Origin of the sequence: Noviherbaspirillum sp., from assembly GCF_035254865.1 — a bacterium.
Lineage (GTDB): Bacteria > Pseudomonadota > Gammaproteobacteria > Burkholderiales > Burkholderiaceae_D > Noviherbaspirillum.
On the sequence record NZ_DATFAF010000020.1, the window covers coordinates 1 to 14,810 of the forward strand.

At 62.0% G+C, this 14,810-nt stretch carries 13 protein-coding genes; 10 read left to right on the forward strand and 3 right to left on the reverse strand.

Going from position 1 to position 14,810, the window contains the following annotated elements; translation table 11 throughout:
• The 3 genes from VJ651_RS05595 to VJ651_RS05605 form a co-directional block, all read right to left on the reverse strand.
• Positions 1 to 350: acyl-CoA dehydrogenase family protein (locus VJ651_RS05595; protein ID WP_324106487.1), on the reverse strand; the 350-nt coding region annotated here is incomplete at its 3' end.
• A gap of 14 nt (positions 351 to 364) precedes the next feature.
• Positions 365 to 1,567 (reverse strand): 3-oxoadipyl-CoA thiolase, encoded by a 1,203-nt coding sequence (locus tag VJ651_RS05600; RefSeq protein ID WP_324106488.1) that lies wholly within the window; start codon positions 1,565 to 1,567, stop codon positions 365 to 367.
• A 3-nt stretch (positions 1,568 to 1,570) separates the two neighbouring features.
• Complete coding sequence (locus VJ651_RS05605; protein WP_324106489.1) at positions 1,571 to 3,112, reverse strand: 3-hydroxyacyl-CoA dehydrogenase; 1,542 nt, start codon at positions 3,110 to 3,112, stop codon at positions 1,571 to 1,573.
• 382 nt (positions 3,113 to 3,494) lie between these two features.
• On the opposite strand from VJ651_RS05605, the gene VJ651_RS05610 reads away from it, so the two are divergent.
• From VJ651_RS05610 to phbB, 10 genes are all read left to right on the forward strand, one after another.
• Entirely contained in the window at positions 3,495 to 5,048 is a 1,554-nt protein-coding gene (locus VJ651_RS05610; protein ID WP_324106490.1) for a class I adenylate-forming enzyme family protein, read from the forward strand.
• 31 nt (positions 5,049 to 5,079) lie between these two features.
• The gene (locus VJ651_RS05615) at positions 5,080 to 6,252 is read left to right on the forward strand and encodes an ABC transporter substrate-binding protein (RefSeq protein ID WP_324106491.1); all 1,173 of its coding nucleotides are present in this window, start codon (positions 5,080 to 5,082) and stop codon (positions 6,250 to 6,252) included.
• 86 nt (positions 6,253 to 6,338) lie between these two features.
• Complete coding sequence (locus tag VJ651_RS05620; RefSeq protein ID WP_324106492.1) at positions 6,339 to 7,289, forward strand: branched-chain amino acid ABC transporter permease; 951 nt, start codon at positions 6,339 to 6,341, stop codon at positions 7,287 to 7,289.
• A gap of 16 nt (positions 7,290 to 7,305) precedes the next feature.
• Positions 7,306 to 8,250, forward strand: a complete 945-nt coding sequence (locus VJ651_RS05625; RefSeq protein ID WP_324106493.1) for a branched-chain amino acid ABC transporter permease — start codon at positions 7,306 to 7,308, stop codon at positions 8,248 to 8,250.
• Positions 8,243 to 8,956, forward strand: a complete 714-nt coding sequence (locus VJ651_RS05630) for an ABC transporter ATP-binding protein (RefSeq protein ID WP_324106494.1) — start codon at positions 8,243 to 8,245, stop codon at positions 8,954 to 8,956. Before VJ651_RS05625 ends, VJ651_RS05630 begins: the two co-directional genes overlap by 8 nt.
• Positions 8,949 to 9,656, forward strand: coding sequence for an ABC transporter ATP-binding protein (locus VJ651_RS05635; protein WP_324106495.1), 708 nt, complete (start codon positions 8,949 to 8,951; stop codon positions 9,654 to 9,656). Before VJ651_RS05630 ends, VJ651_RS05635 begins: the two co-directional genes overlap by 8 nt.
• A gap of 94 nt (positions 9,657 to 9,750) precedes the next feature.
• Positions 9,751 to 10,557, forward strand: coding sequence for an IclR family transcriptional regulator (locus tag VJ651_RS05640; RefSeq protein ID WP_136418761.1), 807 nt, complete (start codon positions 9,751 to 9,753; stop codon positions 10,555 to 10,557).
• 233 nt (positions 10,558 to 10,790) lie between these two features.
• Entirely contained in the window at positions 10,791 to 12,443 is a 1,653-nt protein-coding gene (locus tag VJ651_RS05645; protein WP_324106496.1) for a methyl-accepting chemotaxis protein, read from the forward strand.
• A 333-nt stretch (positions 12,444 to 12,776) separates the two neighbouring features.
• On the forward strand, positions 12,777 to 13,952 hold the full coding sequence (locus VJ651_RS05650; protein ID WP_324106497.1) for an acetyl-CoA C-acetyltransferase: 1,176 nt from the start codon (positions 12,777 to 12,779) through the stop codon (positions 13,950 to 13,952).
• A 136-nt stretch (positions 13,953 to 14,088) separates the two neighbouring features.
• A partial coding sequence (phbB, locus tag VJ651_RS05655) for an acetoacetyl-CoA reductase (protein ID WP_324106498.1) occupies positions 14,089 to 14,810 on the forward strand: 722 nt, incomplete at its 3' end.

Consider the following 14,810-nt stretch of genomic DNA (forward strand, 5'->3'; position numbering starts at 1 on the left):
TTGCCGAATTCGAAGATCGGCACCATGACCAGCGAGGATTGCACGCTCATCATCGAGCGGTAGCCGGAATCGACGCGTTCGACTTCGCGCGCGATCAGGCCGTAGCTGACGTAGTTCAGGCCGGGGCCGCCGTATTGTTCCGGGATGGTCGGGCCGAGCAGGCCGAGCGCGCCCATTTCGCGGAAGATGGCGGGATCGGTTTTTTCATTGCGGAAGGCTTCCAGCACACGCGATTGCAGCTTGTCCTGGCAGTAGGCATTCGCCGCGTCGCGCACCATGCGCTCTTCATTCGTCAGTTGCTGGTCCAGCAGCAGCGGGTCGTCCCAGTGGAATTGCACTTTGCTTTTCATTGATGGCTCCGGTTTCAGATTCTTTCGAGGACGACTGCCAGACCCTGGCCGACGCCGATACACAGGCTGACCACCGCGTAGCGACCGTTGCGACGTGCGAGTTCGCGGCTTGCCGTCAGGGCGAGACGCGCGCCGGAGGCGCCGAGCGGATGGCCGAGCGCAATCGCGCCGCCATTCGGATTGACGCGCGAGTCGGTGCCGGACACGCCGAGCAGCTTGAGGCAGCTCAGCACCTGGCTGGCAAACGCTTCGTTGATTTCGATGACGTCCATGTCGGTGAGCGACAGGTTGGCGCGTGCGAGCGCCTTGCGGATGGCGTCGACCGGGCCAATGCCCATGATGCGCGGCTCGACACCGGCGACTGCCGCGGACAGGATGCGCACCATCGGTGCCTTGCCGACCTGTTCGCCGGCGGCGCGGCTGCCGATCAGCAGGGCGGCTGCGCCGTCATTGATGCCCGATGCATTGCCTGCGGTGACGACGCCGCCTTCAAACAGCGGCTTGAGCTTTTCCAGGCTGACCGCGGTGGTTTCCGGACGCGGATGTTCATCCTTGTCGACGAGCACCGGCGGCGTCTTGCGTCCGGTCGGCACGCTGACCGGATGAATCTCGCCGGCAAAGAAACCATCCTGCAGCGCGGCGTGATATTTCATTTGCGAGGCGAGTGCAAAGGCGTCTGCTTCCTCGCGGCTGATGCCGAACTGCTTGGCCACGTTGTCGCCGGTTTCCGGCATGGTGTCCGCGCCGTATTCCTTGGTGACCTTCGGATTCGGGAAGCGTGCGCCGATGGTCGAATCGAATACCTTGAAGTCGCGGCCGAACGCAGCTTCCGACTTGGCGACCACGAAAGGTGCGCGGCTCATGCTTTCGACACCGCCGGCGACATAGAGATCGCCCTCGCCGCAGGTAATGGCGCGCGCCGCATCCATGACGGCCGCCAGGCCGCTGGCGCACAGGCGATTGACGGTCTGGCCCGGGACGGAATATGGCAGGCCGGCGGCGAGCAGTGCATTGCGCGCCACGTTGCGCGAGTCTTCGCCCGCCTGGTTGGTATCGCCGAGAATCACGTCCTCGATCTGTTCCGGCTTCCACGGATTGCGCGCGACAAGAGCGCGCATGACTTCCGCGACCAAGTCATCGGGGCGCACCGGCGCCAGCGCGCCGGCGTGGCGGCCGAACGGGGTACGCAAGCCATCGTAGATATAGGCGTCGAGCATGAATCAGATCTCCTTGTGAAGTAGCGACAGGCCGAGCAAGGCGCGACGCTGCAGCCAGGGGCTGGGACGGTAGCGCGGGTCGCCGGTTTGCTGTTCGAGGTTTTTGAGAATGGCAAGTACGGTCGTCGGGCCGAGTGCGTCGCCCCAGGCGAGGGGGCCGAGCGGATAACCGAGGCCGAGTGTGACGGCGCGGTCGATGTCGAGCGGATCGGCAATATCCTGCTGCGCGATTTCGCAGGCGATGTTGATGATGTGCGCCACCACGCGCTGCGTCACCATGCCGGCGCTGTCGCGGATCACGCTGACCGGGACGCCGGTGGCGCCGAACAGGCCGCAGGCCATGGTGAGATAGTCGGCGGTGGTAGCCGGCGTGGTCATGAGCACGCGGCGGCGGCTCGCGTCGAACAGGCTTTCCACACCGACCGTGCGGCGGCCGTCGAGGTCTTCGCGCGCGCAGCAGGTGGTCGCATCCTCGCCCAGCGGCGTGACGAGGCACAGGGCGGAGTCGCTGGGACGGGCGGAGGTTTCGATGGGAATGCCGGCGGCGGAGATCAGCACCGCGACGCGTTCGGCCAGTTCCGGGCGGTCATGGCTGAGCCAGACGCTGGTCGGAAGTTGCGTGGCCTGCGCCGGCTCGGCAATCGCTTCCTTCTTGCCGTCGGCGCCGTAGCGATAAAAGCCGTGGCCGACTTTCTTGCCGAGCGCGCCGGCGGTCAGCATCTGGCGCGTATTCACCTGCGGACGGAAACGCGGCTCTTCGTAATACTGGTGGTAGATCGATTCCATCACCGGATGCGACACATCCAGTCCGGTCAGGTCCAGCAGTTCGCAAGGGCCGAGGCGGAAGCCGGCGGTATCGCGCAGGATGTTGTCCAGCACCGGCACCGATGCGATGCCTTCGGCCAGCACGCGCAAACCTTCCGTGCCGTAGCCGCGACCCGCATGGTTGACGATGAAGCCGGGCGTATCCTTGGCGCGCACGGCGTTGTGGCCCCAATGCCGGCCGAGGGCCAGCAGATAGTCGGTGATTTCCGGCCTGGTCAGGAACCCGCCGATGACCTCGACAATCTTCATCAGCGGAACCGGATTGAAGAAATGGAAGCCGGCGACACGCTCCGGATGCTGAAGGCCGGCCGCAATGGCGGTGACCGGCAGCGACGAAGTATTGGTTGCCAGGATCGCGTCCGGCCCGGCGATGATTTCCAGATTGCTGAAGAGCGCCTTCTTCACGGCAAGGTCTTCCACGATCGCTTCGACGATCACATGGCAGCCGGCCAGGTCTTCCAGCCGGTCACAAACCTGCAAGCGGCCGGCGGCCGCGGTGGCAGCCGTCTGATCCAGCTTGCCTTTTTCGCTCAGTTTGCCAAAGGTTGCCAGCAATTCCTGACGGGCCGTGCCTGCCGCGCCCTCGCGACTGTCGCACAAGCGCACTTGCGCGCCGGCGAGCGCTGCAAGCTGCGCAATGCCTCTTCCCATCACCCCGCATCCGACAAGGCCAACCACCAGTTGCTGCGAGTCGGGCGGGGGGAGAAAGACGGTTTGCATGCGAAGGCTCCTGAGTATTGAGGGAATTTCTACAGTTCTGCAATGCAGAAGAACATCATTTAAAATGGAACTGTATTGCTTTTTGCGTCGGACTGTCAAGATTTCATTTGTTATCTCTGTGGATCATCAAAGATGGCAGCAAGAAGACAGCATCCTTGTGTAAATGCACATTTTGCATTTTTCATAATTGTTCTGCAGTGCAGCATCATATTCTGCAAAAATCGTTGCAATTCCATTTTGAATATGCCAGTATCTGCACCCTGAAGTACCTTTGGAAACATTTCGGGGTCGGCCTGAAACCGGTACGCCGTTTGCGTCCGTCGCCGGACATGCGCAAGCCCGCCCCGATCGAGGCACTTTGCAAATAAGACAAGGAGACGGAATGATCCAAGCAGTGCAACCGGCTGCTACGCCCCGCCGCATTCACGAAGCGTTTGCACCCTGGACCGAAACCTGCGCCGACAAGCTGGCGCTGATTGATGATCGGTCCGCGATTACCTACGGCGCCCTGGGTGGAGCGGTCGAAGCGGCGGCGGAGCGTCTGCGCGACGCCGGCGTGCGCCCGGGCGACAGGGTCTTGCTGGTCGGGGAAAACTGCGTGGCGCTTGCCGTGTGCATCCTGGCCGTCAGCCGGCTCGATGCGTGGTCCGCGACCGTCAATGCGCGCCTCTCCGCGCGTGAAATCGACAACTTCCTGTCCCATTCCGGCGCCCGTCGCGCCTTGTATTTCAGTAGCGTTTCGCCGCAGGCCAAGGCGCACGGCGAGCAGCGCGGCGCGCAGGCGGTCGACTGGCCCGCCATCGGGAGTCTTCTGCTTGGTCCTCTGAACGAGCAAGCCATTCCCGAACCCGTGCAACAGGCAGCCGCCGATCAGGTTGCGGCCATGGTGTATACCTCCGGCACGACCGGCGCGCCCAAGGCGGTGATGCTCTCCCACGCCAACCTTTTGTTTGTCGGCGCCAACAGTTGCCGGATGCGCCGCATCGTTCCCAGCGACGTCATCTACGGCGTGCTGCCGCTGTCGCATGTCTACGGACTGTCATCGCTGCTGGTCGCCGCATTGATCGGTGGCTCGGCATTGCGACTGGTCGCGCGCTACCAACCGGAAGCGCTTGCAGCGGCACTGGCGGAGCAGGGCATCACGGTGATGCACGGCGCGCCGGCCATGTATGCCAAGCTGCTGGAATGGAGCGAAAACACCGGGACGCCTCTGCACGCGCCGCATTTGCGTGTTGCCCAGTCCGGCGGCGCGCCGCTGACCCTGGCGCTCAAGCAGGCGTTTGAAAAAACCTTCGGCATCACGCTGCATAACGGCTACGGCATGACCGAGGCCTCGCCCTCCATCTGCCAGACCCGGCTGGACGATCCTCGCAGCGATTGCTCGGTCGGTCCGGCCATCCCCGGCATCGAAATCCGGATGCACGCCGCCGAGCAAAGCGAAGAGGGCGTCGGCGAGCTGTGGGTGCGCGGACCGAATGTGATGAAGGGCTACTACCGCGCGCCGGAACTGACCGCGCAGACCGTGACGCCGGAAGGCTGGTTGCGCACGGGCGATCTCGCGCGCCGTGAAGCGGACGGCGCGATTACCATCGCCGGCCGCAGCAAGGAATTGATCATCCGTTCCGGTTTCAACGTCTACCCGGTCGAAGTCGAGCAGGTGCTCAACGCCCATCCCGATGTCGTGCAATCGGCGGTGGTCGGACGCGAGGTCGAAGGCAACGAAGAAGTCGTCGCTTTCATCGAAATTTCGCAGACCGGGTCGTTCACGCTCGATGCGTTGCGCGCGCACCTGAAAGCCAATCTTTCCCCCTACAAGATTCCTTCGGAGATCGTCGTTCTCGATCACTTGCCGGCCGCTGCGACCGGCAAGGTTCTGAAGAAAGAGTTGCAGCAACTCGCTGTACAACGCCCGTCCGCCGGGCGTCAGCATTCCTGAAACAAGCGTTTTTCACACGAGAGGAAGAGACATGAAATTTCAATTAAGCAGTGTCGCCAAACTAGGCGTCGCCATCAGCGCCGCCATGCTCGTCGCGACTGCAAGCGCAGAAGAATTCAAGGTCGGCGCGCACATGCCGCTGACCGGCACGCTGGCACGTTCCGGCGCAGGCTTCAACGAAGGCATCGCGGCCGCCGTCGAGATCTTCAACAAGAGCAACGGCAAGCACACCATCAAGATGGTCACCATCGACGATGAGTCGGCACCGGCCAAAGCGGTCGCCGCCGTCGAGAAGCTCGCCTCGGAAGGCGTGGTCGCCGTGATCGGCGGCTATGGCTCCAACATCATCGGACCGGCATCGGACGCCTCCAACCGTCACAACCTGACCTATATCACTGCAGGCGGCGTCAACGACGACCTGACCAAGCGCGGCTACAAAACCTTCTTCCGCATCAACAATACGCGCGGCTACGAAATTGCCATCGAAAACCTGCTCCAGGAAATGAAGGCGAAATCAGTGTCCATCGTCTACTCCACCAAGGAAGCGACCACCGACCTGGCCAAGAGCATCGAAAAGGATCTCGGCGGCAAAGGCTTCAAGGTCACCACGCACGCGTTCGATCCGGCCATCACCGACTTCAAGCCGATCATCAACAAGATCAAGCTGCAGGACAAGCCGGACGTGCTCCTGATGAGCGCTTATGAAAACGACTACGTCGGCATCATCCGCGCCGCCAAGGTGCTCAAGCCGGAAGTGAAATCGGTCGTCGGTGTCTGGTCGCTGGCCACCTCCAAGATGGCATCCGACTTCCCCGACCTGATGCCGAACGTGATCGGCACGGCGCTGCTGCCGTTCCCGGTCGAATACAAGACGCCTGAAGGCAAGCAGTTCGCCGACACCTACAAGAAGATGTTCAACAAGGACGTCGATTACCTGGCGCAGTTCGGCTATGTCAAGGCGTCCCTGCTGTTCGAGGCCATCGCGCGTGCTGCCGACAATGGCAGTCTGAAGAAGGGCGGCTTGTCGGATGAATTGCGCAAGACGAATCGCGAGACGCTGATCGGCAAGGTGACCTTCAATGCCGCCGGCGACAACCCCAACTTCCAGCATCGCATGGGCCAGCATCAGAACGGCAAGATCGCAATCGTGTCGCCGGCATATCAGGCCACCGGTCCGCTGAAGTATCCGGCAGTACCTTGGTAAATCGGTCAGGCGTGCTGAATCAAGCACCTGCCTGGGCACACACCTGATTCACATCGCGCGCATCCCGCTTGCTCCATGGAGAGGGGATGCTCGCGCGACGCGTGACCGGCGCATGCTGCATTGAACGCCTGCGCGCCGGACCCAAACCGTTTTCCAGACAAATCATGTCCGAACTCATCCTGCAATCCCTCTACTCCGGCATGCTGGTCGGCGGCGTCTATGCGCTCATTGCGCTTGGCCTGACGCTCGCCTTCGGCACCATGCGCATCATCAATCTGGCGCATGGCGAACTGGTCCTGCTGGCCGCCTATATCGCCTATACGGTGGAAAGCCGCTTCGGCGTCAATCCGATGCTGTCGCTGCCGCTGGCGCTGGTGATCGTGTGCGCCTGTTCCGCCGTCGTCTACTTCCTGGTATCGCGCATCAAGCGCAACCGCGAACTGAATTCGCTCATGCTGACCTTCGCGCTCGGCATGATCCTCACCAATGCCGTCCTGCTGTTCTGGTCGAGCGACATCCGCTCCACCGGCAACGCGACGATGCAGGACGCGGTGCAGATCGGCAGCCTGTACAGCATGTTCAGCGAGCTGCTGTTCTTCCTCGTCAGCATCGGCGTGGCCGCCGTACTCGGCTGGTGGCTGTCGCGCAGCTGGTACGGCCGCGCGGTGCGCGCCGTGTCATCCAACCGCGACGCGGCCAAGCTGATGGGCATCAATCCATCCAAGGTCGAACTGGCGTCCTTCCTCGTGGCCGGCGTGCTGGCGACGATTGCCGGCATCGCCATCTATTCGAGCAGCGTGATTTCGCCGCCGCTCGGACACTCGCTGACGGTCAAGGCCTTCATCATCACGGTGCTGGCCGGGGTCGGCTCGGTGCCGGGCGTGGTGCTGGCCGCCTTCCTGCTCGGCATCACGGAAGCGATGACGGTCACGCTGTTCAGCTCCGCACTGCAGGAACTGGCGGGCATGCTGCTGTTCCTGATCGTATTGTTCATCATGCCGAACGGCTTGTTCGGCGCCAAGAAGCGGCGGGGATAAAGCAATGGAAAAATCAGTGAAAAAACTCATCTGGGTGGCGATCGCTCTGCTCTATCTGGTCGTGCCGTTCTTCCTGAAGGACAACAGCTATATCCTCAGCCTGACGGTGTCCTCGCTCATCGTGGCCGGCGTCGCGGTGCCCTGGGCCTTGCTCGGCAATCTCGGCGGCATGGTCAGCTTCGGCCATGCGGCCTTCTTCGGCATGGGCGCGTATGCCTCGGCCCTGCTCACTATGAAGGCGGGATTTCCGGTGCTGCTGGCGATTCCGGCCGGCGGCGTGGTTGCATCGATTGCATCGCTGGCCATGCTGCCCGCGCTGCGCCTGTCCGGGCCGTATTTCGCGCTGGCGATTCTTGCCTATGCCCACATCTTCAAGATCCTCGCCACCGAGTTCACGTCGCTCACCGGCGGCTCGGCCGGCATCTCGTCGATTCCGGGGTTGCCGAGCCTGGTGCAGGCCGATTTTCTGACCGGCCTTGGTCCCTACCTGCTGGGCCTGACCATCGTGCTGCTGTTCTGCGTGGTGTACGCCTGGGTGCGCAAGAGCCATTACGGCATTGCCTTGCGCGCCATGCACGACAGCGAGGACGCGACCCGCGTGGTGGGCGTCAACAGCGTGTTGCTGAAGTCCTGGATGCTGCTGCTGTCGGCCTTCATGACCGGCATCATCGGCGCCTTCAACGCGCACATCATCAACTTCCTTGAACCGGACTACGCCTTCAACAGTTCCTGGAGCGTGCTGCCCATCGTCGCCGCGATCTTCGGCGGCTACCGCACCATCACCGGCCCGATGGTCGGCGCGATCGTGATCTACCTGGTCGACCAGTTGTTCTTCAAGGCGGTCCTGTCCTCCGGTCACCAGATCGTGCTGGGCATCGTGCTTGCCGCAATGATCCTGTTCGCACCCGACGGCCTGCTCACGGTATTCAAGAAACGCAATACGGGAGGCCAGCATGCTTAAGCTCGATAAGATCACGATTCAGTTCGGCGGCCTCGTCGCGCTGAAGGATGTGAGCTTCTCCATGGGCTCGGATCAGGTGGTCGGCCTGGTCGGCCCCAACGGCGCCGGCAAGACAACCTTGTTCAATGCCATTTCCGGCCTGGTCAAACCGACTTCCGGCAGCGTCTCTTTCGACGGGACTGAAATCAGCGGGAAGCCGCTGCACACCCGTGCGCGCATCGGTATCGGACGCACCTTCCAGATTCCGCAGCCCATGCACGAACTGACCGTGCGCGAAAACCTGATCGTCGCGCAACGCTTCGGCAACGGCAAGGTGGACCAAAAGCGCATCGACGAAATCCTGGAATTCATGGATCTGTCGGCCCAAGCCGAACGCGATGCCGCCACCAACCTCGCGCTGCAGGAACTCAAGCGCCTGGAAGTGGCGAAAGCGCTGGCAACGGAGCCGAAACTGCTTTTGCTGGATGAAGTGCTGGCCGGCCTGGAAACCACCGGCAAGCGTTATTTCACCGCCAAGCTGGAAGACCTGCACAAGAAATTTAAGATCGGCATCCTGATCATCGAACACGACATCGAAACCGTCTCGACGCTGTGCGACCGGGTGGTGGTGCTCAATTTCGGCAAGGTGATCGCCGACGGCGCGCCGGACGCCGTATTCCGCGACCCCGAAGTCATCAAGAGCTATACAGGAGACGCCCATGCTTGAGATCCGCAACCTGCGCGCCGGTTACGGCGCCATCAACGTGCTGTGGGACGTCAACCTGTCCTTCGCCGAGAAGCAGCTGACGTCCATCGTCGGCCCCAACGGTGCCGGCAAATCGACGCTGCTGAAAACCATCATGGGCCTGGTGACGCCGAGCCAGGGCGACATCACCTTGCGCGGCGCCTCGCTGGCGCAGCATCGCACCTGGGACATGGCGGACCAGGGCGTGGTGCTGGTGCCCGAAGGCCGCCTCGTGTTCCGCGACATGAGCGTCGAGGAAAACCTGATCATGGGCGCCTTCCCGAAGCAGAAGCGGGCCTCGATGTCGAACAACATCGAGCGCGCCTATGCGCTGTTCCCTCGCCTGAAGGAGCGCCGCAAGCAGCTTGCCGGCTCGCTCTCGGGCGGCGAAGCCCAGATGGTCGCGATGGCGCGCGGCATGATGGCCGAACCGCGCGTCTTGCTGATCGACGAACCTTCGCTCGGCCTGGCGCCGGTGATCGTGCAGGAAATCTTCAACATCCTCGCCAGGCTCAAACAGGAAGGCGTGACCATTGTCCTGGTCGAGCAGAATACGCACATGGCGCTGAAGCTGGCCGACCGCGTCTACATGATGCGCAGCGGGCGCGTGGTGATGGACAAGCCGGCGTCGGAAGTCGACGTGGCAAAATTGCATGATCTGTACTTTGCGCTCGAAGGCTAGGATAATGCCGCAGCAATTCGATAAACAGCTCTTGAAACAGCCCTTGAATTTCCTTGTCGCAGCGGACGAGGTCGCACCGGAAGACCAGACAGCCATGGCGGAACAATCGAGCGAAAATCACGTGCCGGCCGAGAAGAAATCCAATGCCAAGGAGGACAGGCACTTCGTCACCGCGCTCGCGCGCGGGCTGGACGTGCTGTCGTCCTTCCGTTCGGGTGAAAAGCTGCTCGGCAACCAAGAACTGGCCGAGCGCACCAAGCTGCCGAAATCGACCGTTTCGCGCCTGACCTACACCCTGACCAAGCTGGGTTACCTGCAATACGTCGACGAGATCGGCAAATACCGCCTCGGCACCGCCAGCCTCGCGCTCGGCAGCGCGATGCTGTCCAAGCTCGACATCCGTCAGTTCGCGCGACCCTATATGCAGGAGCTGGCCGATTTTTCGCACGCCACGGTGTCCATGGGCATGCGCGACCGCCTCAGCATGATCTACGTGGAAAACTGCCGCAGCCAGGCTGCGCTGACGCTGCGTCTCGATGTCGGCGCGCGCATCCCGATCGCGCTGACCGCCATGGGCCGCGCCTACTTGGCGGAAACGTCCAGCGCGGAACGCAATGAGATCCTCGAACGCGCACGCGAATTCGACGAGACCAAGTGGCCCGCCATTCGCGAAGGCGTCATGCGTTCGCTGGAGGAATACAAGACCATCGGTTGCTGCACTTCGTTCGGCGACTGGCAGCCGGACGTGAACGCAATCGCGGTCGCCTTCCGTCCCGCCAACGGATCGTCCATCCTCAGTATCAACTGCGGCGGCCCGGCCTTCACGATTTCGAAGGAATTCCTGCTCAACGAAGTCAAGCCGCGCCTGCTCGACCTGGTCGACCGCCTGAAACGCACCTGACGAATACCTTCGTCCCCCTCGCCATTCCCGAACGCTGCCCCGCCTTGCGCGGATGCGGCCGTCCTGATTGACCCCCTTGTCGCCTGCCGAACATTGATTGGCTCTCTCGCAAATATTCGGTGCTTTGTATTGGCATAGTGCTGTTACAGTGCGCACGCATACGGTTTCCAACAGCCTGCTAACCGTCAACACTCATTGCACGGCAGCCTTCCTCGGGTTCCGGGAGAGAAATCATGAACTTTCGCAGCTTGCGCATCGGCACCCGGCTCGCCATCGGCTTTGGCATCATGCTCGCGATGCTGATCGTGGTGCTCGCCGCCGACAACCTGATCAGCACGCGCAACCGTGAAGCGATGATCGCCGGACTGGAAGTCAGCAATGCCAAGAGCAGTCTGGCGGGAAGCATCAAGAGTGCCTTGCTGGAGGGCGGCATTGCAATGCGCAATATCGGCCTGCAATCCGACATCACGGCCATGCAGCGCGAAGAGGAAAAGGTCAAGACGCTGCGCAAGCGCTTCGCCGAAGCGCGCGACAGGCTGATTGCGCTGGGACTGACCGAAACGGAAAAGAAACTCCTCGCCGACATCGCGCGGCTCGATGTGGAAACCGACGTGCCCTTCAAGGAAGCCATCCGCCTGATCGGCGCATTCAACAGCGAAGATGCCATCAAGCTGATCGCAAGCCGTATCGATCCGCTCAACCAGCAGGCGCTGGCCGACATCAATCAGCTGGTCGACATCCAGCAGGCCGCCGCGCATCATGTGCTCGATGCCACGGTGGAATCCGGCAAGCAGTTGATGAACGTGCTGTTTGCCATTGGCGCGATCGCACTGGCAGCGGGCGGCGTTCTCGCCTGGGCGACGACGCGCAGCATCACTTCTCCCTTGCATGACGCGGTGCAGGTCGCGCGACGCGTCGCCGCCGGCGAGCTGGCAGCGCAAGTCCCTGTCTCCGGCAAGGATGAGGTCAGCCAGCTGCTGCTCGCTCTGCGCGACATGAACGACGGCTTGCACAGGATCGTGCGCGACGTGCGCCTCAGCATCGATTCGATCACCGTCGCATCGCGCGACATCGCCGCAGGCAATGCTGATCTTTCCTCACGCACCGAAACGCAGGCAGGCGCCTTGCAGGAAACGGCCGACTCCATGGCGCAACTGACCGCAGCAGTTAAGCAGAATGCGGCGCATGCGAAAGAGGCGAATAGTCTCGTGGTATCCGCATCCGAAGTCGCGGTGAAAGGCGGCGAAGTGGTCGGTGAAGTCGTCGGCACGATGGGATCAATCAAGGGCAGCTCGCGCAGGATCGTCGACATCATCGGCGTGATCGATGGTATCGCTTTCCAGACCAACATATTGGCGCTCAATGCCGCTGTGGAAGCGGCGCGTGCCGGCGAGCAGGGCAGGGGATTTGCCGTGGTTGCCACGGAAGTGCGCAATCTTGCCCAGCGCTCCGCGAGCGCGGCGAAGGAGATCAAGGACCTGATCCACGATTCGGTCGAGAAAGTCGATGCCGGCGGCAAGCTGGTCGATCAGGCCGGCAAGACCATGGATGACATCGTGAAGTCCGTGATGCACGTCGCCAATATCATGCGCGAGATCACCGCCGCGAGCGCGGAGCAAAGCGCAGACATCGAAGAGGTCAGCCGGTCGATTGCGAAGATGGATGAAATGACGCAGCAGAATGCCGCACTCGTCGAGCAGGCCGCTGCTGCTGCGCACAGCATGCAGGACCAGGCAATGACGCTCGGCAAGGCGGTCGCGATCTTCAAGGTGGAGAACGCTGTACCTGCGCCGAATGCCGTCATCGCATTGCCATCATCGACACCGGCGCGTCCGCAACTCGCACCTGCACGCCTGCATGACAGCGAACATTTGCAAGAGTGCTGACCACACGCCGCGCATCCAACATTCTTCATCTCATTCATGCTCCCGTCATTTTGCACGGGCATATTCTCGTCGTTCCACCGGCATGATTTTCGGATGCCGCGTTGAATCTTGCTATAGTGCGCACAGGGTGCGACGGCGCGCCTGGCTTGGTGTGTACGTACGTTCGTACTTTTATCTCGCCGCCGCGATTGCGTCAGATCAAACGTGATGACAGTGTCGAACGTTATGATAGAAAGCTAATTTTTTCACGGTTCCAGTGCTCGCCGCGAGGCGCCCGGCGAAGTCGCCGCTGGAATCGCCACCGTATTGTTTGTCGTTTTGAGGGAGATTGAAATGAATGATGTCGTAATCGTCGCCGCAGGCCGCACCGCCGTCGGGAAATTCGGCGGCAGCCTGGCCAAGATCGCTGCCTCGGACCTCGGTGCCCATGTGATCAAGACTCTGCTCGCAAAGACCGGCATCGCTCCGGATCAGGTGAGCGAGGTGATCATGGGACAGGTCCTGACCGCTGGCGTGGGCCAGAACCCTGCGCGGCAGGCGGTAATCCGCGCCGGTCTCCCTGACATGGTCCCGGGCATGACGATCAATATGGTGTGCGGCAGCGGCCTGCGCGCAACGCACCTCGCGGCACAGGCGATCAAGAGTGGCGACGCGGAAATCGTCATCGCCGGCGGCCAGGAAAACATGAGCGCGTCGCCGCACGTGCTGAACGGTTCGCGCGACGGCTTCCGCATGGGCGACGCCAAGCTGGTCGACACCATGATCGTCGACGGCTTGTGGGACGTCTACAACCAGTACCACATGGGCATCACCGCCGAGAACGTCGCGAAGAAGTACGGCATCTCGCGCCAGGAACAGGATGAGTTTTCCGTCGCCTCGCAGAACAAGGCGGAAGCCGCGCAGAAGGCCGGCAAGTTCAAGGATGAAATCATTCCCTTCGAGATTGCCTCGAAAAAGGGCACGGTCACCTTCGACACCGATGAATTCATCAAGCCGGGCGTCACGCTCGATTCGCTGGCCAGCCTGCGTCCCGCCTTTGCCAAGGACGGCACCGTCACCGCCGGCAACGCGTCCGGCATCAACGACGGCGCAGCGGCCGTCATCATGATGTCGGCCAGGAAGGCCGACGAGCTTGGCCTGAAGCCGATGGCGCGCATCAAGGCGTATTCCTCCGCCGGCGTCGATCCGAGCATCATGGGCATGGGCCCGGTTCCGGCTACGCAGCTGTGCCTGAAGAAGGCCGGCTGGACGCACCAGGACCTCGAACTCATGGAAATCAACGAGGCGTTCGCCGCGCAGGCGCTTGCCGTCAACAAGGAAATGGGCTGGGATACCAGCAAGATCAACGTGAACGGCGGCGCCATCGCGATCGGCCACCCGATCGGCGCATCGGGCTGCCGCATCCTCGTCACGCTGCTGCACGAAATGATTCGCCGCGACGTCAAGCGCGGCCTTGCCAGCCTGTGCATAGGCGGTGGCATGGGTGTTGCATTGGCTGTGGAGCGTTAAGCGACACGGCGCAAAAAGGGGAGATGCGCACGGTTCGTGGGCAGCATTCGGCGACGTCGTCCGAAGCGCTTCTGGCATGCCGTTTCCCCGATGGTTGGCAGTTTTTTCATCGCATTCGACATAGAGAGAAACGAACATGGCAAGAGTCGCATTGGTCACAGGCGGTATGGGGGGTCTTGGCGAAGCAATCTGTATCAAGATGGCTGCGCTCGGCTACCAGGTTGTCACTACCCATTCACCCGGCAACACCAAGGCCGCGGAGTGGCTGAGCTCGATGGCGCAGCAGGGTTTCAATTTCCGTGCATATCCGTGCGACGTCGCGGACTTTGATTCGGCGCGGGCGTGCATCACGAAAATCACCGAGGAAATCGGCCCGGTCGATGTGCTGGTCAATAATGCCGGCATCACGCGCGACATGACGTTCAAGAAGATGGATAAGGTCAATTGGGATGCGGTGATCAGGACCAACCTCGATTCCGTCTTCAACATGACCAAGCCGGTCTGCGACGGCATGGCGGACCGCGGCTGGGGCCGCATCATCAACATTTCTTCCGTCAACGGCCAGAAGGGCGCGTTCGGCCAGACCAACTACTCGGCAGCGAAAGCCGGCATGCACGGCTTCACCAAGGCGCTGGCACTGGAAGTCGCGCGCAAGGGCGTCACGGTCAACACCATCTCGCCGGGCTATATCGGCACCAAGATGGTGATGGCCATCCCCAAGGAAGTGCTCGACAGCAAAATCATCCCGCAAATCCCGATGGGCCGTCTCGGCAAGCCGGAGGAAGTGGCGGGCCTGGTTGCCTATCTGGCATCCGACGAAGCGGCTTTCCTCACCGGCGCGAATATCGCCATCAACGG